This window comes from Nocardioides halotolerans DSM 19273 (assembly GCF_000422805.1).
GTDB classification, from domain to species: domain Bacteria; phylum Actinomycetota; class Actinomycetes; order Propionibacteriales; family Nocardioidaceae; genus Nocardioides; species Nocardioides halotolerans.
Genome location: NZ_AUGT01000009.1, coordinates 285703 through 306458, shown reverse-complemented (window position 1 = coordinate 306458; position 20756 = coordinate 285703). Strand labels below are relative to the sequence as shown.

Sequence of the window (20756 nt, the reverse complement as noted above, 5' to 3'; positions counted from 1 at the left end):
TCACCGCCGGTCCTCGATCGAGAGGCGCATCACCCAGTACTGCACGCCGTACGGCGCGTCGTCGTAGTCGACCTGCACCTCGTCCGGCACACCGAGCTCCGCCAACACGGCGAATGCACCGACACTCGCCCACAGCTCTCGCGCCAGGGATCCTTCCCGGACGGCCCGCCCCGCGCGGAGCGCGGCACCGAGCTCGGCGTCGAAGGCCTCGGCCCGCTCGTCGTAGTGTCCGGGCGCCTTCTCGGTCCGCTTGGCCGAGCCGTTGCCGACCACCAGGTACGACGGTTCGTCACCGCTGCGGGAGGTCGCGTCGAGCAGGTGCCGCGCGACCCGGCTGCCCTGCCGGTCGCCGAACGTCCGCACGTCCGCACCGAGCCAACCGACGGCCTCGAGGCAGGCGGTGCGCAGCTCGGCGACGGGATCCTCGATCCCGGCGTACTCGGGCAGCAGCGCGAGCACGCCGGGCACCACCACGACCCTGGTCACCGTCCAGCCCTCCCTGCGGTGGTCTCGACGCGCCGGCCGCGACCTCGCGTCCGCTGCTCGCTCACTGGAGTCCCCGGATGGCTCGCCGGGGCAGGCGACGCCCGGCGATGGTGTTGACCATGTCGACGGTCTGCCGGGTCTCCACGACCTGGTGGACGCGGTAGATGCGAGCCCCGGCCAGCGCGCAGACGGCGGTGGCGGCGAGGGTGCCGGTCAGCCGCTCGCCGACGGGCAGGTCGAGGCTCTCGCCGACGAAGTCCTTGTTGGAGAGCGACACGAGCACCGGCCAGCCGGTGTCGACCATCTCGCCGAGACGTCGGGTCAGCTCGAGGGAGTGGAAGGTGTTCTTGCCGAAGTCGTGCGCCGGGTCGATGACCACCGACTCGCGGGCCACTCCCGCGGCGACCGCCCGCTCGGCATAGGCGACCGTGTCGCGAACGGCCTCGTGGACCACGTCGTCGTACTCGATCCGGTAGGGCCGGGTGCGGGGCGTGACTCCCCCGGTGTGCGTGCACACGATCGCGACGTCGTGGGCAGCGGCGACGTCGACCAGCTCCCGGTCGGCACCGCCCCAGGCGTCGTTGAGCACGTCGGCACCCGCGGCGCAGACCGCGTCCCCGACCGAGGCGCGCCAGGTGTCGACCGAGATCACGAGCGAGGGGAACGCCTCGCGCACCCGGGACACGAAGTCGACGACCCGTGCCTTCTCCTCCTCCTCGCCGATCTCGACCCCCGGCGCAGCCTTGATGCCGCCGATGTCGACGATCTCCGCGCCCTCGGCGACCACCTGCGCGACCCGCTCGAAGGCCTTGTCCTCCTCCCAGGTCGCGCCCTTGTCGAAGAAGGAGTCGGGGGTGCGGTTGACGATCGCCATCATCAGCGTCGCGTCGTCGCTGAACGTGTGCCGGCCGAGGCGCAGGACACCCGTCGTCATGCCGTCACCGCCGGGGGGCGCTCGGGCTCGACGACCTGCTCCGAGGAGGTCGGTACGCCGGCACGCGTGAGCGCCGCGGCCAGGATCTGCGTCGCCATGCCGCTGAGGTCGCGCAGGCTCTGGTGCCGGTGCGCGCGGGTGCCGAGGTCCACCTGGGCGAGCGCGTCGAGGCCGTGCTCGCGGACGGTGTCGACAAGCGCAGCCAGCTCGACGGCGTACCCGGTCGGCACGCTGAGGGTCTCGAACAGGGACCGCCGGACCGCCCACTCCCCCGCCAGCGGCTGGAGCACCCCGCCGAGCTCGGGGAACAGCAGCCGGATCAGCGGCCTTGCCACGAGCTCGGTCACCCGGCCGCCCTCGAAGGGGACGACCGTCTCGCCGGCTCGCATCGGCCGCTCGTAGCACCCCTTCACCAGCAGCACCTCGGGCCGGGTGAGGAGCGGCCCCAGCAGCCCCGGCACGAAGTGGGTGTCCCAGTCGAGCAGGTCGGCGTCCATGAACACGAGGACCTCGCCGCGCGTCACGAACTGCGACTTCCACATCGCCTCGCCCTTCCCGGGCACGGTGCCGAGGTCGGGCCGGATCTCGGCGGACCGGTGCACGACCGCGCCGGCGTCGGTCGCGACGTCGTAGGTCGCATCGGTCGAGTCGGAGTCGATGACCACGATCTCGTCGAGCAGCGCGACGGTGTCGACCAGCGCCTCCCGCACCCGGGTCACGACGGCGCCGACCGTCGCCGCCTCGTTGCGGGCCGGGACGACGAGGCTGACCACGCGCTCCGCCTTGGCCGCGAGCAGCGACTCCAGGGTCCAGTCGTCCCAGTGGTGGGTGTTGCGGTCGGCCCACCTCGCGCCTTCCGCCACCATGCTCACGAGGCTAACGGTGCCCCGGACGAGCCCTCAGCCCGCCCAGATCTCCTGGAAGCCGGCCGGGCGGTCGCCGACCTTGCTCTCGCGCAGCTCCCACGACGCCCACGGCCCGGAGAGCGAGCTGATGCGCGGGTCCCGCACCTGCGTGACCGTGCCGGTCGGGTCGATGATCCAGATGGTGTCGCCTCGGCGGACCATGGTGAACGTCGCGGAGCGACCGCTGGCGGGGTAGGTGCCCGACTCGAGCGTCGACTGTCCGTGGACGTCGAGCGCGACGAGCTGCCAGGCGCCCGGCTGGAGGGCGAGCCGCATGCCCGTACGCGGCTGCTGGAGGCCGGAGGTCTCGAGGACCGACGTGTGCCACGCGGTGATCGCGGCCGAGCCGGAGTGGTTGGGGGCGAACTGGACGCGCGCCCCGATCGTGCGGACGTCGGTCTTCATCCACTTCTCGAGCCAGCTCACGGCGTTCGGGCCCTCGGCCGGGCCGTGGGTCATCAGTCCGTCGACGACCCCGAGGGGCCACGCCAGCCGGCCGGTCTCGCGGAAGCCGGCGCCGACGGGCCAGCGGTCGCCCTTGGCGAAGTTGGAGCGCATCGTCGGCTTGACCCGCGGCGCCTCGACGGTGCCGCCGGGCGCCGGGGCCTCGGTCGCAGGAGCCTGGGTGGCGGGTGCCTCCGTCGCGGGCGCCTCCGATGCCCCCTCGTCCGGGTCGGCGAGCGTGGACGCGGCCCCCGCCGTCGGGTCGGTCGCGACGCGGTCCGGCGACTGGTCGCCGCGCAGCTGCGTCACGCCGATGATGGCGACGCCCGCGATGAGCACGACGTTGACGAGCATGACGATCCGGCTCCACGACGTCCGGTCGGAGCGCGCCGCGGGGACGGGCCGCTCGGGGCGCCTGCCGCCGCCGGTGACCTTCGAGCCGTCGCCGCGGTTCGGGGCGGTCGTCGTCACCACGTCCCTCCGATGGGTCCGGCAGCTGGGTCAGGTCGGGTCCGGCCGAGGTCCGGAGCCCCCCGATTGTCACCGGAGGGACGGCGCGGGACAACCAGAACGGCCAGACCGTGGAGAAGTCGTTGCCTTCGCCCGGGTGCGGCTCAGCGGAGGAACGTGCGTACAGCGCGCGCCAGCGCGCGTGCGTACGTCGCCTGGCCCGTGGCCGAGGACATCACAGCCGCGTCGCCGCGGTCGCGCATGTTGCCGGCCTCGAGCATGACGACGGGCACGTCGGAGAGGTTGAGGGTGCCGAGGTCGGAGCGCTCGTCGAGGCCGTCGCCCCCGGCGATGTAGGTGGCGACCGAGAACCCCTTCCGCACGAGGGAGTCCTTCGTGACCTGTGCGAGGCGGCGGGACGGCTCGTGGATGTCGTCGGTCCACGGCGCCCGGTCGGACGGGTAGATGACGTGGAAGCCGTGCGCCCCCGACGCCAGCGACCCGTCGCCGTGGATGCTGATCTTGAGGTCCGCGTTCCTCGCGTTGCCGGCCCGGCCGCGCACGTCGACGCACGGCCCCCACCGGTCCTCGCGGTTGGACTTGCGGGTGAGGACCACGGTCGCCCCGGCCTTCTGGAGCTTGGCCTTGAGCCGCAGGGTGACCTGCCACGCGAACGTCGCCTCGGCGTAGCCGCCGTTGGTCGCGGTGCCGGTGGTGTTGCACGGCTTGCTGAACCCGCCGGCCGGCACCGGCCGGTTGATCTCGGCGGGGAAGTTGTGGTTGCCGAGCTGGTGGCCGGCGTCGATCACGATCACCTTCCCCGCCAGGGCCTGCCGCACGCTGGACTGCGAAGGTGATGCGCGCTGGTCGAGCTTGTCGAGACCTCCGCAGCCGGGCGCCGGACTCAACCCGAGCACCGCAACCAACGCGACCGAGACCAGGCAACCCGTCATTCGTAGCCCAGGATCTCCTGGCGCTTCTCGCCCCAGGCCAGCGCCGAGGCGATCGCGTCCTCGATCGAGAGCTCGTGGTGCCAGCCGAGCAGCTCGTGCGCGCGGTCGACGTTCGCGAACGCGCCCGGCACGTCGCCGGGCCTCGAGGGCGCCTCGCGGGTCGGGACCTCGCGGCCGAAGACCTTCTCGAACGCCGCGACCAGCTCACGGACGGTCACGCCGGCGCCGGTGCCGATGTTGATGACCACGCTGGGCTCGCCGACCGCGGCGAGCACCTCGTCGAACTTCTCCACCGCGCGCACGTGGGCGCGCGCGAGGTCCCACACGTGGACGTAGTCGCGGATGCCGGTGCCGTCGCGGGTCGGGTTGTCGGTGCCGGTGATCGTGAAGGCGTCCTTCTGGCCGCGGGCGGCCATGACGAGCTGCCCGAGCACGTGGCTGGGCTCCTTGGCGTAGATCCCCGACTCGAGGTCGGGGTCGGAGCCGATCGGGTTGAAGTAGCGCAGGATGATCGCGCGCAGGTCGGTCGCGGCCGCCATGTCCTCGAGGACCTGCTCCATCATCAGCTTGGTCCGGGCGTACGGCGACCCGGGCGCGAGCGGGGCGGCCTCGGTGACCTCGAAGTCGTCGGTGCCGTGGGGGACGGCGTACAGGCTGGCCGAGCTGGAGAACAGCACCCGCGGCTTGCCGAGCTGCTCGAGCTGGTCGAAGAGCTCGAGCGACTTGGCGACGTTGTCGCGGTAGTACTCGTAGGGCTGGGCCACCGACTCGGGCACCACGATCCGCGCCGCCATGTGGATCGTCGCCTCGAGGTCGGGGTGCTCCTCGACGATCCGGGTGACCAGGGCGCGGTCCGCGATGTCTCCCTCGTAGAAGATGCGGTCGCGGACGAAGACGTGCGGGCCGGTGAGCAGCGAGTCGAGCACGACCGGGACGTGACCGGCCTCCTCGAGCGCCTTGGCCGTGATCGAGCCGATGTAGCCGGCTCCGCCGGTGACCAGCACCTTCATCGCGAGACCTCCATGGGCCCCAGCGTAGGTGCGCCGGGCGCGCCCGTCAGATCCGCGCGGTCGCGGCACCGGCCCGCAGGCTGCGCCCGACGAGGACGGCCAGCGGGAACGGCACCACCAGCCACGCACCGGCCGCGAGGGCGATCAGGAGCGCGGTGGTCACGGATCGATGATGCCCCCCTGCTGGACACTTTCGGCGCATTCGCGCGCCACGGACGGGTGAGGATCCGTCCTCGCTGCGACGACGCGGGAAATCCTCCGGCACAGCGCCCGCAGCCGCGGGTCGGGATGCCGCGTCAGTGGTCCAGACCGGCCACCAAGCACCTGCTTGGGGAGTAACCCAGATCACCATTACCCGTTGGTAGGTCCGTGAGAAGACGCGGGTCTCGGGCGGCGTGACGTGACGCTGCTCGCCGAGACGCGGCTCTCCGTCATCACCGCGGCACCGCACCGAGCGCTGCGCTACCTGACGCCGACCGCGTTCGTCATCGACATGGCCGCCGTCTGCGTCGCGGGCGCCGCGGCCACGTTCGGCCGCGACCAGCTCACGATCTTCGACCCCTCGATCGTCCAGGTCTCCGACACCCTCGGCCTGGCCGGCCCGCTCATCATGGGCGGCTGGCTGCTGATGCTCTGGCTGGTCGGGGGCTACTCGCGCGACGTCTTCGGCGCAGGCACCGACGAGTACAAGCGGGTCCTCAACGCCAGCGTGCTCGCCGCCGGGCTGGTGGGGGTCGGCGCGTACCTCGCCAAGTTCCAGCTCTCCCGCGGCTTCTTCCTCCTGCTCTTCGCGATCGGCGTGCCGACGCTGATCCTCGGCCGGTTCCTCCTCCGCCGCGCGCTGTACGCCGCGCGCGCCCGCGGCGCGCTGCAGCAGCGCGTCGTCATCGCCGGCACGCCCTCCCACGTCGGCGACGTGGCGCGGGTGCTGCGCCGCGAGAAGTGGCTCGGCTACGACGTCGTCGGCGCGCTCGTGCCGCCGTCCGGTGACGCCGAGGAGACCTGCGCCGGAGTCCCCGTGGTCGGCACGCCCGACCAGCTCCTCCGGGCGATCGACCTGACCGAGGCCGACGTCATCTTCGTCGCCGGCGGTGCCCTCGACTCGGCCACCCAGCTGCGCCGGATCGCGTGGGAGCTCGAGGAGCGCGACGTGCAGGTCGTCGTGGCGCCGAGCGTCACCGACGTCTCCGCCGAGCGGGTGCGGGTCCGGCCGGTCGGCGGGCTGCCGCTCATGCACATCGACAAGCCGCGGGCCGTGCACGCCTCGCGCGCCGGCAAGCGGTGCTTCGACATCGCGGGCTCGCTGTTCCTGCTGGCGCTCTTCGCGCCGCTGCTCGTCGTCGCTGCGATGTGGGTCAAGCTGCACGACCGCGGGCCGGTGCTGTTCGCGCAGGAGCGCACCGGTCGCGACGGGTCGACGTTCCGCTGCCTGAAGTTCCGCTCGATGGTGGTCGACGCCGAGCAGCAGCTCGCGGCGCTGCACGCGCAGACCGGCTTCGAGGACGGCCTCTTCAAGATGGAGGACGACCCGCGGGTCACCCGGCCCGGTCGCTGGCTGCGCCGCTACTCCATCGACGAGCTGCCGCAGCTGGTCAACGTCCTCCTCGGCGAGATGAGCCTGGTCGGCCCGCGGCCGCCGCTGCCGACCGAGGTGGCGCGCTACGCGCAGGACACCGTGCGCCGGCTGCGCGTCCGCCCCGGCATGACCGGTCTCTGGCAGGTCTCGGGCCGCTCCGAGCTCGCCTTCGACGAGGCGGTCCGGCTCGACCTCTACTACGTCGACAACTGGTCGATGCTGCAGGACCTCACGATCCTGTTCCGCACCCTCGGTGCGGTGCTCGGCACCCGCGGCGCCTACTGAGCCGTCCGCCCCGGACTGAGCGACACTGAGCGGCATGAGCCGTCCTCCGCGCGCGCTGGTCACCGGTGTCAGCGGCCAGGACGGCAGCTACCTCGCCGAGCGGCTGCTCGCGGACGGCGTCGAGGTGCACGCGCTCTCCCCTGCCGACGACGCGCCGGTCGCCGGCGTACGCACGCACGCCGGCGACGTCGCCGACGTCGGCGCCACCCGCGCGCTGCTCCTCGAGGTCGCGCCCGATGAGGTCTACAACCTGGCCGCCGTCAGCTCGGTCGCGCGCTCGTGGGACGAGCCCGACCTCACCGCGCGGGTCAACGGCCTCGCCGCGGCCGGCCTGCTCGAGTCGGCGTGGCAGGTCCAGGAGCGCGAGGGCCGGCCGGTGCGCTTCGTGCAGGCCTCCAGCGCCGAGATCTTCGGGCTGCCCGACCGCTCGCCGCAGGACGAGGACACCCCCGTCCGCCCGGTGAACCCGTACGGCGCCGCGAAGGCCTACGCCCACCTCGTCGTCGACGTCTACCGCCACCGCGGCCTGCACGCCTCGAGCCTGGTCCTCTACAACCACGAGTCGCCGCGCCGGCCGGAGCACTTCGTGACCCGCAAGATCACCACCGGCGCCGCGGCGATCGCGAGCGGCCGGGCGTCGCGGCTGACCCTCGGCAACCTGGCCGCGGTCCGCGACTGGGGCTGGGCGCCCGACTTCGTCGACGCCATGGTGCGCGCGGCCCGGGCGGAGACCGCCCGCGACTACGTCGTCGCGACCGGCGAGAGCCACTCGGTGGAGGAGTTCGTCGCCGCGGCGTTCCGCTGCGTCGGCATCGCCGACTGGGCGTCGTACGTCGACGTCGACCCGGCCCTGCTGCGACCGGTCGACGCCGCCGCCCTCGTCGGCGACCCCACCCGCATCCGCGCCGACCTGGGCTGGCGCCCCACCGTCGCCTTCGACGAGGTCGTCCGGCTGATGGTGGAGGCCGACCTGGCCCGGGTGAGGGGATAGTCCCTGACCTTGGGGCCCCTGATGCGGACGACCAGGGGCCCGATCGTCAGGGACTATCCCGCCGGGGCCACCGAGGGCACGTGCGTCACCTGGTCCCAGGTGAACACGTAGGTGTCGCCGCCGGGGGGCACGGTGAGGACGAGGTTGGCGCCGCCCGCGGCGCCGCCGACGCCGTAGTTGACGTCCCACGAGTCGTTGATCGCGACCTTCCACTCGTAGCCGCCCTCGGGCAGCGTGAACGTGCCGTGCCACTTCCCGTCGGAGGTGTCGAAGGCCAGGTGGGTCGCCGCGCAGCCGGGCTGCCAGTCGTCGGGGCAGCCGAGCTCGGACTGCAGGCTCCCGGCCACCGTCACCGAGCCGACCGCCGGTTGCGGCGGCGCGGTGGTCACCGTGACGGGCGCGCTGGTCGCCTGCACCACGCCGTGCTCGCTCAGGACCGCCCGGTAGCGGACCGACGTGCCGAGCGGCAGCGCCGAGACGTCGTCGGTGGCGGTGTACGCCGGCGCCGAGGTGTCGGTGCCGAGGCTGGTCCACGGGCCGCCCGCGACGCTGCGCTGGAGCTCCACCGACTGGAGCGGCCGCTCGGGGTCGACCGTCGCGGTGAGCGCCACCGGGTCGATGCGGCTGACCGTGCCGCCGTCGGTCGGCGCGGCCATCGTCACGCGGGTGCGGGGGACGGTCGCGCTGCGCGGCGTCGAGCCACGGGTGTGGCCGCCGTTGTCGAGGACGGCCGCGCGGTAGGAGACGCCGCGACCCGGCGCGAGCGACGAGACGTCGTCGAAGACCTGGTAGGGGGCCGAGTCGTCGACGCCGATGGTCCGCCAGCCGCCGTGGCCGACCTTGCGCTGGAAGGTCACCTCGTAGAACGAGTCGCCGTGCACCTGCGCGGCGACGTGCATGCGCCCGTGGGACACCTCGGCCGGCGCGGGCTGGGCGAGGTCGATGCGCGGCGCGGAGTGCGACGCCGGGATCCGGCTGTCGGAGACGTAGACCGCCGTCGACAGCCCCGGCAGGCTCACCGGCAGCGTCCGGTCGTGGCCGGTCGCCAGGTGGGCCGGGCCCGCGCCGTACACCTTGTGGAAGCCGCCCTGGCGGACGAACGTCGGCACCGCCGCCGAGGCGGCCGACTCGCTGTTGTTGAGCGCGACGACGTACTCCTTCTGGTGCCGTCGGTCGACGCGCGAGAACGCGAAGACCCCGGGTCCGCTGGACGCGTGGCGCACCTGCTCGGCGCCGTCGCGGAGCGCCGGGTGCTGCTCGGTGAGCGCCGCCAGCGCCTTGATCGACTGGTACATCGGGTGGCCGGCGACGAAGCTGTCCTGCGCGTGGGTCCGGTCGGTGCCGATGAGGTCGTCGTCGAGGTAGTCGGGCACCTGGCTGGCGAACATCGTCTGGCGGGCGTCCTGGTCGCCGCCGGCGCCGGTGAATCCCTGCTCGTCGCCGTAGTAGACGACCGGGTTGCCGCGCGAGAGGTACATGAGCTCGTGCGCCAGCCGGTCGCGCGCGAGCAGCTCCGAGTCCGTGGCGCCGGGGTTGTCGGCCGTCAGGAAGTGCCCGATCCGGCCCATGTCGTGGTTGCCGAGGAAGGTCGGCAGCTCGTAGACGTTGGAGTCGCGGTCGGTGTACCAGTCGTCGTTCGCGAAGAACGCGGCGAGCTGCTGGTTGCCGAGCCCCTTCGACGCGAACCCGCGCGCGGCGTCCTGGAAGGGGAAGTCGAGGACGGCCTGCATGTCGTCGTGGGTCGTGTAGTGCGACGTGAAGCTCTTCTGGGCCGCACCGCTGCCGTCGAGGGCGACCTCGCCGAACATGAAGAAGTCGTCGTTGCCGTCGCGCGCGGCGATCTGCTGCATGCGCGGCCCGAACTCCTGCCAGAACTCGTCGTTGACGTGCTTCATGGTGTCGATCCGGAAGCCGTCGATGCCGAAGCCCTCGACCCACGCGCGGTAGATGTCGACCATCCCGTCGACCACCTCGGGCCGCTCGGTGAACAGGTCGTCGAGGCCGAAGAAGTCGCCGTACTGGCTGTCCTCGCCGGTGAACGTCGTGTTGCCGCGGTTGTGGTACATCGTCACGTCGTTGAGCCACGCGGGCGACTTGAGGTTCGTCTCCTCCGGCGTGAGCACCGGGTGGTAGGGGAACGACGTGTCGGCGTCGAGCGGTGGGAAGTCGTCGGACCCGGCGACGTCGCGGTCGTCGAACGGCTGGCCGCTCGCCGTTCGGTAGGGGCTCACGTCCTTCGAGACGTACGCCGTCCGGTCGCCCTCGGTGTAGCCGATCACGTCGGCGGTGTGGTTGGTGATGATGTCGAAGAAGACCTTCATGCCGCGCGCGTGGGCGGCGTCGACGAGCGCGGTGAGGTCCTGGTTGGTGCCGAGGTGCGGGTCGACCTGGGTGAAGTCGGTGATCCAGTAGCCGTGGTAGCCCGCCGACGGGCCGTCCTCGAGCTGGACCGCCTTGTTCTTGAAGATCGGCGTCAGCCAGATCGCGTCGGTGCCGAGCCCCTGGACGTAGTCGAGCCTCTCGCGCAGCCCCTTCAGGTCACCGCCGTTGTAGAACCCCTTCCTCGTGGCGTCGAACCCGCTCACCAGCGGGTCGCTCCCGAGCCCGCCGGTGTCGTTGCTCGCGTCGCCGTTCGCGAACCGGTCGCCCATGACGAAGTAGAAGTCCTGGTCGGTCAGCCCCGGCCGCGGCGCGTGCCGGGCGTAGCCACCGTGATGGTGGCCGTGCCCGTGGTGCCTGTGGGCGTCGACGTGACCGTGGTGGCCACTCGCGACGACGGGCGACGAGACGCCCAGGACCAGGGCCGCCGCCAGGGGTGCGGCAAGCAGGGTGCGCATGGGTTCCCTCCCGAGATGTGGACCACCAGCGTTGGTTGCACGCTAGGCCCGCCCGCCCCACCCGGCAAGGGGTCTCCTCCGCCTCACGCCGGTTGAGGTGCGGCGGCGTCCGGCTGCGGTCGTGCGGTGGTACGGCGCCCACGGTGGTTGAGGTGGGAGGCCGGCCACGGCCGAGCCTCGAAACCACCAAGCGAAGGCATCCGCTGAACCACCGCTGCCGCCCACCGCTGGTTGAGGAGGTCGCGCTAGCGACCGTCTCGGAACCACCAAGCGACGGCACCCGCCGCACCACCGCTGATCGAGCTTGTCGAGATCACCGCAGCGAAGGGCACGGAGCCGCCTCCGCCCGCTCTCGATGACCACTTATCGTCCACAACCACGGTCCCGGAACCCCTTGTCCACAGCCGGATTCGACCCTCCAGCAGGTGTCGGTGGTCGGTGCTGGAATGGGTCTCATGACAGCGCTCGCCCACCACACCCACCCGGTCACCCGGGCGGTCGCTGGCGTGCGCTCTGAACTGTCGGCAGTGACCGATGTCCCGCTGTGGTCGATGAACGCCGACGAGACCACTGCCGTGATCAGCGAGGTGATGGCCGCCGAGTCGCAGCTGGCCGAGCTCAAGGCGCGGCTGCTCTCCCACGCCACCCAGATCGAGCTCCCGAGCAACACGGCCGCATCGTCGACGGCGACCTGGCACGCCGCTACCACCCGCACCACCAGGGCCGCCGCCCACCGGTCGATGCGGCTCGCCGACGGACTCGAGAATCACCCGGCGACGCGGACCGCGCTCGCCGAAGGGCGTGTCCACGTCGAGCAGGCCGAGGTCATCCTCCGCGCCCTCGCCGACCTCCCCGACGACCTCGACCCAGCCATCGCCACCCAGGCCGAGGAGCGGCTGCTGGCGCTCGCCGGCCAGTTCGACGCCAAGGCACTGAAGATCCTCGGCCGCCGGATCCTCGAGATCGTCTCCCCCGAGACCGCCGACGCGCATGAGGCCAAGCTCCTCGAACGCGAAGAACGCGACGCCGCCGCAGCCACCCGGCTGACCATGTGGGACGACGGACACGGCAAGGTCCACGGCCGATTCACCCTCGACACCCTGCACGGCGCGATGCTCAAGAAAGCCCTCTTCGCCATCGCCGCCCCTAAGCACCAAGCCAGCAAGGGCCCGCTCGGGCAACGACGACCCACCCCCGAACGGCTCGGCCAAGCGTTCGCCGAGTACATCGAGCGCTACCCCACCAAGCGCCTCCCCAAGACCGGTGGGCTCAACGCCACCGTCGTCGCCCTCATCACCCTCGAGACCATCGAAGGACGCCTCAAAGCAGCCCAGCTCGACACCGGCGAGATGATCAGCCCCGGTGCTGCCCGCCGCCTCGCCTGCAACGCCGGGATCATCCCCGCGGTCCTCGGCGGGAAATCCGAAGTGTTGGACCTCGGCCGCACCCAACGCTTCGCCACCCCAGCCCAACGCCTCGCCAAAACCATCGAGGCCGGCGGCTGCGAGATCCACGACTGCGACTGGCCACCGGGTATGACCCACACCCACCACCTCAAGCGCTGGGTCGACGGCGGCACCACCAACCTCCGCGACCTGGTCTCCCTCTGCCCACACCACCACACCCGAGCCCACGACGAGACCTACCAGCTCACCCGACTCCCCACCGGCAAGTACACATTCCACCGACGCACGTGAGCCGGCCTCCGTCGTCGACGGGCGGGCGGCCCGCGTGGGACGCTGCCGACCATGGCTCGGGTCCTGTTCACGTCGTGCCCGGCCTACGGACACGTCCTGCCGATGCTGCCGCTGATCCGGGCAGCCGAGCGCGCCGGTCACGACGTCCACGTCGCGACCGGGCCCGACCTGGTCGGCGAGCTGACCAGCCGCGGCCTCGACGCGCACGCGGTCGGGCCGACGTGGGCGGAGGTGTGGACCGCGCACGGCGCGGTGTGGGCCGCCGAAGGCGCGCCCGACGAGCAGAAGATGATGGACGGGGTCGTGGTCCTGTTCGGTCGGCCCGCGACCGCACGGCTCGCCGACCTGCTCGCGATGGCGCAGGACTGGCGGCCCGACATCGTCATCCACGAGGTGCTCGAGGCGGCTGGGTCGCTGCTCGCGCATCGGCTCGGGGTCCCCGGGGTCGTGCACGGCATCGGGCCGATGTTCCCGCTCTACGCCGAGGTCCTCGGCCCGGTCGGCGCGGCGATCGGCGAGCCCGGCCTGTGGGAGCACGCCTCGTCGGAGGTGGCGCTCGACCTCTGCCCGCCGTCGCTGCAGCCCGACGGCCCGCTGCCCTGGCCGGCGGCCCGGCCGGTGCGGCCGAGTGCCGGTGAGCCCGGTGAGCTCCCGCCTGCGGTGGCGGAGGCGCTGGCCGCCGACTGGCCCGTCGCCTACTTCACCCTCGGGACGGTCAAGAACGCCGACGCGGCCGATTTCGCGGCCGGGCTGACCGCCCTCGCGGACTACGACGGTCTCGTCGTCGCCACGACCGGCCGGCCGCTCGATGCCGGAGACCTCGGCCCGGTCCCGGCGAACGCCGTGGTCGCGGAGTTCGTCCCCCAGGCAGCGCTGCTCGAGCGGGCCGACCTGCTGGTCTCCCACAGCGGGTCGGGGACGATGCTCGGTGGCCTCGTGCACGGCGTCCCGCAGGTCGCGCTGCCACGCGGGACCGACCAGCCGCAGAACGCCGAGCTCATGGCTCGCACCGGTGCCGGGGTGGTCGTCGCTCCGGAGGACTACTCCGCGGCCACGATCCGGTCCGCGGTCGGAGAGGTGACCGGCGACCCGTCGTTCCGGACGGCGGCCGAGCGCGTCAGCGACGAGATCGCCGCCATGCCCGACGCCGACGCCGTGTGGGCCGGACTGGCCGTCTGAGGGAGCTTGAAAGTCGGGTGAAGCCGGGGGGGCGGGCCGACTACGGTCCCGGTCATGACCTCGGAGGAGTTCGTGCCCGCCGGCTTCGAGCCGCCGACCTCGCTGGTGACCGACCGGTTCCGGCTCGAGCCACTCGGGCCGCAGCACAACGAGGCCGACCACGCCGCGTGGATGTCGAGCATCGAGCACATCCGCTCGACGCCCGGCTACTCGGAGAGCAGCACCTGGCCACCGCGCGAGGGGATGACGCTCGAGGCCAACCTCGGCGACCTGCGTCGCCATGCCGACGACTTCGAGCGGCGGGCGGGCTTCACCTTCACGGTGCTCGATCCGGAGGACGCGGACGACGTCGTCGGGTGCGTCTACCTCTACCCGTCGCGTTCTGACGAGGCGGTCGTCGTCGTGCACACCTGGGTGCGAGCCGACCGGGCGGAGCTCGACGTACCGCTCGCCGACGCCGTCGCGGCCTGGCTCAGCACCGACTGGCCGTGGGAGCGGGTGGACCGCCGCGGCCGCTGAGCGATCGCGTCACCGGTGGTCGAGCAGGCCCAGCAGGTAGGTGCCGTAGCCGCTCTTGACCAGCGGCTCGGCGAGCTCGCGCAGCCGGGCGTCGTCGATGAAGCCCATCCGCCAGGCGACCTCCTCGGGGCACCCGATCTTGAGGCCCTGGCGGTGCTCGATGGCGCGCACGTAGTTGCTGGCCTCGTTGAGGTCGTCGACGGTGCCGGTGTCGAGCCACGCCGCGCCCCGCGGCAGCACCTCGACCTGGAGCCGGCCCTCGTCGAGGTAGGTGCGGTTGAGGTCGGTGATCTCGAGCTCGCCGCGGGCCGACGGCTTCAGCGCCGCAGCCTTCTCGACGACGTCGGAGGCGTAGAAGTAGAGGCCTGGGACCGCGAAGTCGCTCTTGGGCTCCGCAGGCTTCTCCTCGAGCGAGAGCGCCTTGCCGTCGGCGTCGAACTCCACGACGCCGTACGCCGTGGGGTCGGCGACGCGGTAGCCGAACACCGCAGCACCCTCGAGGTCGTCGAACCGGTTGAGGCGGGCGCCGAGCCGGTCTCCGTAGAAGATGTTGTCGCCGAGGACCAGGCCGACGCGGTCGTCACCGACGTGGTCGGCGCCGATGATGAACGCCTGCGCGAGGCCGTCGGGGCTCGGCTGCACGGCGTAGGTGATGCGGACGCCGAACTGCGAGCCGTCGCCCAGCAGCCGGCGGAACTGCTCTGCCTCGTGGGGGGTGGTGATGACCAGCACGTCCTGGATCCCGGCCAGCATCAGCGTGGTGAGCGGGTAGTAGATCATCGGCTTGTCGTAGACGGGCATGAGCTGCTTGCTCACCGCGAGGGTGATCGGGTGCAGCCGAGAGCCCGTGCCGCCTGCCAGGATGATTCCGCGCATGGTGGTTCACCCTAGTTAGGCCGATCCGCCCGGAGAAATTAGGCTGATCGCCCGTGGCTGACCTTCTCGTGACCGGTGGCGCCGGCTTCATCGGCTCCAACTTCGTGCACCACGTCGTCAACAACACCGACAAGTCGGTGACGGTGCTCGACAAGCTCACCTACGCCGCGAGCCGCGAGTCGCTCGAGGAGCTCCCCCAGGACCGCGTCGAGCTCGTCGTCGGCGACGTCGCGGACGGCCCGCTGGTCGACAAGCTGTTCTCCGACCACGACGCGGTGGTCCACTTCGCCGCGGAGTCGCACAACGACAACTCCCTCGACGACCCGGGCCCGTTCATCCAGACCAACATCGTCGGCACCTTCACGCTGCTCGAGGCCGCGCGCCGCCACGACGTCCGCCTCCACCACGTCTCGACCGACGAGGTCTACGGCGACCTCGACCTCGACGACCCGAAGCGGTTCACCGAGGACACGCCGTACAACCCGTCGTCCCCCTACAGCGCCTCCAAGGCCGGCTCCGACCACCTGGTGCGCGCGTGGGTCCGCAGCTTCGGCGTGCGCGCGACGATCTCCAACTGCTCCAACAACTACGGCCCCTGGCAGCACATCGAGAAGTTCATCCCGCGGATGATCACCAACCTCATCGACGGCGTCCCGCCGAAGGTGTACGGCGACGGACTCAACGTGCGCGACTGGATCCACGCGGATGACCACTCCTCGGCGGTGCTGCGGATCCTCGAGCAGGGCCGCTCCGGCGAGACCTACCTCATCGGGGCCGACGGCGAGCGCAACAACCTCCAGGTCGTGAAGGCGCTGCTGGGGCTGTTCGGCCGCTCGGAGGACGACATCGAGTTCGTCACCGACCGCGCCGGCCACGACCGCCGCTACGCGATCGAGTCCGGCAAGCTGCGCGCCGAGCTCGGCTGGTCGCCGCGCTTCCAGGACTTCGAGGCCGGCCTCGCCGACACCGTCGAGTGGTACCGCACCCACGAGGACTGGTGGCGCCCCCACAAGCAGGCCACCGAGGCCTTCTACGCCACCAAGGGTCAGTGAGCCCGCAGAGCCCGCGAGGGACGAGCGGGCTCGTCGCGGGCGAAGGTCGAGAACGCCCCGCGACCGAGGAACGAGGTCGCGACGGGCGTCGAGACCACCGCAGCGAAGGCAGGGACTGAAACCATGGCCGACCTCTCCGTGGAGAAGACCCCGATCCCCGGGCTGCTCGTCGTCCGGCTGCCCCTGCACGAGGACAACCGCGGCTGGTTCAAGGAGAACTGGCAGCGCGCCAAGATGACCGCGCTCGGACTCCCCGACTTCGGGCCGGTCCAGCACAGCGTCGCCTACAACGCCCGGCGCGGGGTCACGCGCGGCGTGCACACCGAGCCGTGGGACAAGTTCATCAGCGTCGCGCACGGCCGGATCTTCGGCGCGTGGGTCGACATGCGCGAGGGCGACTCGTTCGGCGCGGTGTTCACGATCGAGGCCGACCCGTCGGTGGCGGTCTTCGTGCCGCGCGGCGTCGGCAACTCCTACCAGGTGCTCGAGGACGGCACGACGTACTCCTACCTGGTCAACGACCACTGGCGCCCCGGCCTGGCCTACCCCGCGCTCAACCTCGCGGACCCGACCGTCGCGATCCCGTGGCCCATCCCGCTGGGCGAGGCCGAGATCAGCGAGAAGGACCTCGCCACCCCGATGCTCGGCGACGTCGAGCCGATGAAGCCGCGCAAGACGCTGGTCGTCGGCTCGAAGGGCCAGCTCGGCACCGCCCTGCAGGCCGACTTCCCCGGCTCCGACCTGGTGGATCTCGACGAGCTGGACGTCACCGACCCCGAGCAGGTCGCCGCCTGGCCGTGGAACGAGTACGGCCTCGTGCTCAACGCCGCGGCCTACACCGCGGTCGACGCGGCCGAGACGCCCGAGGGCCGGCGTACGGCGTGGGCCGCCAACGCCGGCGCCCCGGCCACGCTGGCCCGGCTCGCGGCCGAGCACCGGTTCACGCTGGTGCACTACTCCAGCGAGTACGTCTTCGACGGCACCGTCGACCCGCACACCGAGGACGAGCCGCTCTCGCCGCTCGGGGTCTACGCCCAGACCAAGGCCGCCGGCGACGTCGCGGTGTCGACCGCTCCGCGCCACTACGTGCTGCGGACCTCGTGGGTGATCGGCTCGGGCAAGAACTTCGTCCGCACCATGCAGCAGCTGGCCGCCAACGGCGTCAGCCCGGCGGTGGTCGACGACCAGGTCGGCCGGCTCACGTTCACCGCCGAGCTCTCCCGCGCGACGAAGCACCTGCTCGACGTCGGCGCGGCGTACGGCACCTACAACGTCAGCAACGGCGGGGACCCCACGTCGTTCGCCGACGTGGCCAAGGCCGTCTTCGAGCTGAGCGGCCGCTCGGCCGACGACGTCTCGACGGTCACCACCGAGGAGTACTTCGCCGGCAAGGACCTCGCGCCGCGCCCGCTGCGCAGCGTGATGGACCTGTCCAAGCTCCGCGCGACCGGCTTCGAGCCCGAGGACGCGCGCGTCGCGCTCGAGAGGTACCTCGCCGGCTCAGCCTGACGCGGCGACGGAGCCGAGCGCTCTGCGCCTGAGCCTCGAAGCCCCGCGACGAGGGCACCCGACCGGGCCACCGCCGATCGAGCCTGTCGAGATCCCCCGCAGCAAAGGCACCCGACCGGGCCACCGCCGATCGAGCTTGTCGAGATCCCCGCAGCGAAGGCACCCGACCGGAGCCGGGCCCAGCCCCAGCTCACCAGGCTTCGAGGCTCGTCGCTGGCGCTCCTCGCACCTCAGCCACCGTAGTGCGCCACCACGACACAGCCGAGCAACGGCGCCCCTCAGCGGAGGCACCCGACCGGGCCACCGCCGATCGAGCTTGTCGAGATCTCCGCAGCGAGGGCACCCGACCCGTCAGCGGCGGCGGGTGAGGCCGGCGAGGGCCGGGCGGACGTCGACGAGGTAGACGAGCGCGGCCACGATGGTGGCGACGTTGATGATGACGCCGCCGACGGGGACGAAGGTCAGGGCGACCCCGAGGCCCAGGATGATCAGCCAGGCGGGCTTGGTGAGCTTGCCGGCGGCCTCGTAGGCGTCGCCCGAGAAGGTCAGCGCGCTGCCGAAGGCGAAGATCTTCACCACGAGGATCGCGAAGAACACGACCAGCCCGATCGTGCCCTCGATGGCGAAGACGCTGTCCATAGCAGGAAGCCTAGTGGTCGGCAGGGACGACGAGACCCCCGCAGGAGTCCTGCGGGGGTCTCGCGTAGTGCGGCGCTGCCGGCGGAGCCGGCCAGCAGGTCACTTGGCGGCGGTGGCCTTCTTGGCCGGAGCCTTCTTGGCGGTGGCCTTCTTCGCGGGGGCCTTCTTGGCCGGAGCCTTCTTGGCGGTGGTCGTCGTGCCGGTCGACTTCTTGACCGGGCCCGGGTCGACGGTCGCGGAGGTCTCCTTGCGGATCCGCTTCACGACCTTCTCGCCGCGCTTGGCGAGCTTGTCGAAGGTGCCGGTCGCGGTCTCGACGTTGACCGTCACGAACTTCTGCGCGTCGTTCTGCAGGTCGGAGACCCGCTTCTCGATGGCGGTACGGCGAGCCTTGGCGTCCTTGGACAGCTCGTCGACGCGGCTGGTCACCACAGTGGTGGCCTGCGAGCGCAGCGCCTTCGGCTGGAACTCGAAGTCCTTGACCGACTTCTGGGCGGTGGCGAGCGCCTTCTGAGCGTCCTTCTGGGCGGCCTCGAAGCGCTTCTGCGCCTTCTTCTGCGCCTCGGAGACGTACTCGCGCACGGTCTCGAGGGCGAGGTCCGCGGCGCCGACGCCGGCGTGCAGGCCGCGCTGGGCCTCGGCCTTCAGGTCGGACACGTTGAGGTCGAACTTGGTCTTGGTGGCCATCTTCTTCACTCCTTCTCGGTGGTGGTTGCGTCTGCGGCGGGCGCGTCGTCCGTGCCCTGCGCCGTCTCGTGGGCGCCGTTGAGCGCCAGGAACGAGGCGTAGACATCGAGCAGCGACTGCTTCTGACGCTCGGTCAGCCGGGTGTCGCCGAGCACGGCGAGCTCGACCGAGCCCCCCACCCCGTCGACCGGGTTGACGATCCCGGCCCGGACGTAGAGCGACTCCGCGGAGATCCGCATCGCCTTCGCGATCTGCTGGAGCACCTCGGCGGAGGGCTTGCGCAGACCGCGCTCGATCTGGCTGAGGTAGGGATTGGAGACCCCCGCCTGCTCGGCCAGCTGGCGGAGCGACAGCCGCGCCTGCAGCCGCTGCTCCTTGAGGTAGTCACCGAGCGCCTCGGCGGTCTTGTTGACCTGTTCGCCGACCCGCTCGACCCGTCCCTTTGCCATGTCTCCATAGTGCTAACTGGAGTTAGCAAATGCAAACTGAGGGGGTGTGCGTCGAGTCACATCCTCAATGCTCACGAGGGAAAACGAGGAGTGCGACTGCCAGCAGGAAGCCGCACAGGCTGACCAGGTCACCGGCCGTGAGGCCGTGCGACCCCGAGAACGAGTGCAGCACGCGGCCTTCCATCGAGTGGTTCACGAACAACGAGGCGACCGCGCCCACGCCCAGCAGGACCGCGGCCCAGCGGCCGCAGCGTCAGGCGAGCACGGCCAGCACGAGCAGCCCGCAGAACGCCACCGCTCCCGACATCAGAACGCCGCGCGGATCTCGCCCACCGGCTCACCCGCGCCCAGCACCGGCACCACGCCGGTGTCGTCGAGCGCACCGGCGTCGACGCCCGGCTCGGTCGGCACGCCGTCGCGGCGCAGCGCCTCCGCCATGACCACCGGCCTCGCGCGAGCGCCGCCGTCGTCGATCTTGAGCGCCCACGCACGGCCGTCGGGCAGCGCGACGGCGTAGCACGCCTCGGCCCCCGCCTTGCCGATCCCGCCCGGGACCGCGGTGAGCAGCTTGAGCTCGTCGCGCGTGGTGCCCGAGACGTACGCCGGGTGGCTCCGGATCGCCTCGGCGATGCGGTGCTCGGGGCCGTCGGTGGCGACCGCGAGCGCGCGGAAGGCGCGCGCCAGACCGGTCAGCGACGTCGAGAGGAGCGGGGCGCCGCAGCCGTCGACCGCGGTCACCTCGACCGGTTCGCCCGTCACCTCGGCGAACGTCTCGGCGATCGCCTGCTGGAGCGGGTGCTCAGGAGACAGGTAGGTCTCGGTGTCCCAGCCGTTGACGACGCAGGTGAGAAGCATCGCGGCGTGCTTGCCGGAGCAGTTCATGAACAGGGTCCGCGGCTCCTCGCCGGCCCGGATCGCGGCGACCTTGGCGGCGTCGTCGAGGGGGTAGTCGCGGACGTTGCGCAGCGCCGACTCGTCGAGGTCGCCGAGCGCGAGGATGCGGCGCACACCGTCGAGGTGGAAGGCCTCGCCGCTGTGCGAGGCGCACGCGAGCGCCAGCAGGTCGGGCGGCAGGTCGAGGCCGAGCCGGACCATGCCCAGCGCCTGGATCGGCTTGTTGCACGACCGCGGCAGCACCGCCGCGGTGACCTCGCCCACCGACCACGCGGTGGCGCCGTCGGCGGCCAGCGCCACGACCGAGCCGTGGTGGTGGCCCTCCACGAAGCCGGAGCGGACGACCTCGGCGACGACCACGGGTGCTGGCATGCGCTCACGATA

General features: G+C 71.9%; 19 protein-coding genes. 7 read left to right on the top strand and 12 right to left on the bottom strand.

The features are described 5' to 3' along the window. The 6 genes from G514_RS0101375 to galE form a co-directional block, all read right to left on the bottom strand. The gene (locus G514_RS0101375; protein WP_028650295.1) at nt 1-486 is read right to left on the bottom strand and encodes a class III extradiol ring-cleavage dioxygenase family protein; all 486 of its coding nucleotides are present in this window, start codon (nt 484-486) and stop codon (nt 1-3) included. A 61-nt stretch (nt 487-547) separates the two neighbouring features. Beyond that, on the bottom strand, nt 548-1420 hold the full coding sequence (gene folP / locus G514_RS0101370) for a dihydropteroate synthase (protein WP_036563175.1): 873 nt from the start codon (nt 1418-1420) through the stop codon (nt 548-550). Then, nucleotides 1417-2286 (bottom strand): glucosyl-3-phosphoglycerate synthase, encoded by an 870-nt coding sequence (locus G514_RS0101365; protein ID WP_036563336.1) that lies wholly within the window; start codon nt 2284-2286, stop codon nt 1417-1419. The genes folP and G514_RS0101365 overlap by 4 nt, the downstream gene beginning before the upstream one ends. A gap of 33 nt (nt 2287-2319) precedes the next feature. Further along, entirely contained in the window at nt 2320-3240 is a 921-nt protein-coding gene (locus tag G514_RS0101360; protein ID WP_157544543.1) for a hypothetical protein, read from the bottom strand. Between the two features lie 143 nt (nt 3241-3383). Continuing rightward, the gene (locus tag G514_RS0101355) at nt 3384-4058 is read right to left on the bottom strand and encodes an N-acetylmuramoyl-L-alanine amidase family protein (protein WP_028650291.1); all 675 of its coding nucleotides are present in this window, start codon (nt 4056-4058) and stop codon (nt 3384-3386) included. A gap of 110 nt (nt 4059-4168) precedes the next feature. Further along, on the bottom strand, nt 4169-5182 hold the full coding sequence (gene galE / locus G514_RS0101350) for a UDP-glucose 4-epimerase GalE (protein ID WP_028650290.1): 1014 nt from the start codon (nt 5180-5182) through the stop codon (nt 4169-4171). 400 nt (nt 5183-5582) lie between these two features. Here galE and G514_RS0101340 point away from each other — a divergent pair, with 400 nt between their 5' ends. Both G514_RS0101340 and G514_RS0101335 read left to right on the top strand, forming a co-directional pair. Next, nucleotides 5583-7043, top strand: coding sequence for a sugar transferase (locus G514_RS0101340; RefSeq protein ID WP_028650289.1), 1461 nt, complete (start codon nt 5583-5585; stop codon nt 7041-7043). A gap of 34 nt (nt 7044-7077) precedes the next feature. After that, nucleotides 7078-8034 (top strand): GDP-mannose 4,6-dehydratase, encoded by a 957-nt coding sequence (locus G514_RS0101335; protein ID WP_028650288.1) that lies wholly within the window; start codon nt 7078-7080, stop codon nt 8032-8034. A gap of 53 nt (nt 8035-8087) precedes the next feature. On the opposite strand, the gene G514_RS0101330 is transcribed toward G514_RS0101335, so the two are convergent. Then, nucleotides 8088-10871, bottom strand: a complete 2784-nt coding sequence (locus tag G514_RS0101330; protein ID WP_028650287.1) for an alpha-amylase family glycosyl hydrolase — start codon at nt 10869-10871, stop codon at nt 8088-8090. Nucleotides 10872-11398: 527 nt separating this feature from the next. On the opposite strand from G514_RS0101330, the gene G514_RS0101325 reads away from it, so the two are divergent. The 3 genes from G514_RS0101325 to G514_RS0101315 are packed head-to-tail and all read left to right on the top strand — an operon-like array spanning nt 11399 to nt 14266. Then, complete coding sequence (locus G514_RS0101325) at nt 11399-12568, top strand: HNH endonuclease signature motif containing protein (RefSeq protein WP_028650286.1); 1170 nt, start codon at nt 11399-11401, stop codon at nt 12566-12568. Between the two features lie 51 nt (nt 12569-12619). Continuing rightward, complete coding sequence (locus G514_RS28850) at nt 12620-13747, top strand: glycosyltransferase (RefSeq protein WP_051246434.1); 1128 nt, start codon at nt 12620-12622, stop codon at nt 13745-13747. 54 nt (nt 13748-13801) lie between these two features. Further along, complete coding sequence (locus G514_RS0101315; protein WP_028650285.1) at nt 13802-14266, top strand: GNAT family N-acetyltransferase; 465 nt, start codon at nt 13802-13804, stop codon at nt 14264-14266. A 9-nt stretch (nt 14267-14275) separates the two neighbouring features. On the opposite strand, the gene rfbA is transcribed toward G514_RS0101315, so the two are convergent. After that, nucleotides 14276-15142: a glucose-1-phosphate thymidylyltransferase RfbA gene (rfbA, locus tag G514_RS0101310; protein WP_028650284.1), complete on the bottom strand. Its 867-nt coding sequence runs from the start codon at nt 15140-15142 to the stop codon at nt 14276-14278. Between the two features lie 53 nt (nt 15143-15195). Here rfbA and rfbB point away from each other — a divergent pair, with 53 nt between their 5' ends. Together rfbB and G514_RS0101300 are read left to right on the top strand one after the other, a co-directional pair. Then, the gene (gene rfbB / locus G514_RS0101305; RefSeq protein WP_028650283.1) at nt 15196-16194 is read left to right on the top strand and encodes a dTDP-glucose 4,6-dehydratase; all 999 of its coding nucleotides are present in this window, start codon (nt 15196-15198) and stop codon (nt 16192-16194) included. Nucleotides 16195-16317: 123 nt separating this feature from the next. Continuing rightward, a complete protein-coding gene (locus tag G514_RS0101300; protein ID WP_028650282.1) occupies nt 16318-17703 on the top strand; it encodes a sugar nucleotide-binding protein in 1386 nt (461 codons plus the stop codon). A gap of 351 nt (nt 17704-18054) precedes the next feature. Here G514_RS0101300 and G514_RS0101295 read toward each other — a convergent pair whose 3' ends face one another. The 4 genes from G514_RS0101295 to G514_RS0101275 all read right to left on the bottom strand — a co-directional run bounded on the left by G514_RS0101295 (nt 18055) and on the right by G514_RS0101275 (nt 20744). After that, complete coding sequence (locus tag G514_RS0101295) at nt 18055-18342, bottom strand: DUF2516 family protein (protein WP_028650281.1); 288 nt, start codon at nt 18340-18342, stop codon at nt 18055-18057. Between the two features lie 99 nt (nt 18343-18441). After that, on the bottom strand, nt 18442-19029 hold the full coding sequence (locus tag G514_RS30820) for a hypothetical protein (RefSeq protein ID WP_211222007.1): 588 nt from the start codon (nt 19027-19029) through the stop codon (nt 18442-18444). 5 nt (nt 19030-19034) lie between these two features. Then, a complete protein-coding gene (locus G514_RS24235; protein WP_036563172.1) occupies nt 19035-19478 on the bottom strand; it encodes a helix-turn-helix domain-containing protein in 444 nt (147 codons plus the stop codon). A 306-nt stretch (nt 19479-19784) separates the two neighbouring features. Next, on the bottom strand, nt 19785-20744 hold the full coding sequence (locus G514_RS0101275; protein ID WP_028650279.1) for an asparaginase: 960 nt from the start codon (nt 20742-20744) through the stop codon (nt 19785-19787). Nucleotides 20745-20756: the final 12 nt, after the last annotated feature.

What these genes read in the sequence shown, in the direction of transcription:
- rfbA (WP_028650284.1), bottom strand. Translation starts at nt 15,142, where the DNA reads ATGCGCGGAATCATCCTGGCAGGCGGCACGGGCTCTCGGCTGCACCCG.
- G514_RS24235 (WP_036563172.1), bottom strand. Translation starts at nt 19,478, where the DNA reads ATGGCAAAGGGACGGGTCGAGCGGGTCGGCGAACAGGTCAACAAGACC.
- G514_RS30820 (WP_211222007.1), bottom strand. Translation starts at nt 19,029, where the DNA reads ATGGCCACCAAGACCAAGTTCGACCTCAACGTGTCCGACCTGAAGGCC.
- folP (WP_036563175.1), bottom strand. Translation starts at nt 1,420, where the DNA reads ATGACGACGGGTGTCCTGCGCCTCGGCCGGCACACGTTCAGCGACGAC.
- G514_RS0101335 (WP_028650288.1), top strand. Translation starts at nt 7,078, where the DNA reads ATGAGCCGTCCTCCGCGCGCGCTGGTCACCGGTGTCAGCGGCCAGGAC.
- G514_RS0101275 (WP_028650279.1), bottom strand. Translation starts at nt 20,744, where the DNA reads ATGCCAGCACCCGTGGTCGTCGCCGAGGTCGTCCGCTCCGGCTTCGTG.
- G514_RS0101365 (WP_036563336.1), bottom strand. Translation starts at nt 2,286, where the DNA reads ATGGTGGCGGAAGGCGCGAGGTGGGCCGACCGCAACACCCACCACTGG.
- G514_RS0101330 (WP_028650287.1), bottom strand. Translation starts at nt 10,871, where the DNA reads ATGCGCACCCTGCTTGCCGCACCCCTGGCGGCGGCCCTGGTCCTGGGC.
- G514_RS0101300 (WP_028650282.1), top strand. Translation starts at nt 16,318, where the DNA reads ATGGCCGACCTCTCCGTGGAGAAGACCCCGATCCCCGGGCTGCTCGTC.
- G514_RS0101315 (WP_028650285.1), top strand. Translation starts at nt 13,802, where the DNA reads ATGACCTCGGAGGAGTTCGTGCCCGCCGGCTTCGAGCCGCCGACCTCG.
- galE (WP_028650290.1), bottom strand. Translation starts at nt 5,182, where the DNA reads ATGAAGGTGCTGGTCACCGGCGGAGCCGGCTACATCGGCTCGATCACG.
- G514_RS28850 (WP_051246434.1), top strand. Translation starts at nt 12,620, where the DNA reads ATGGCTCGGGTCCTGTTCACGTCGTGCCCGGCCTACGGACACGTCCTG.
- G514_RS0101295 (WP_028650281.1), bottom strand. Translation starts at nt 18,342, where the DNA reads ATGGACAGCGTCTTCGCCATCGAGGGCACGATCGGGCTGGTCGTGTTC.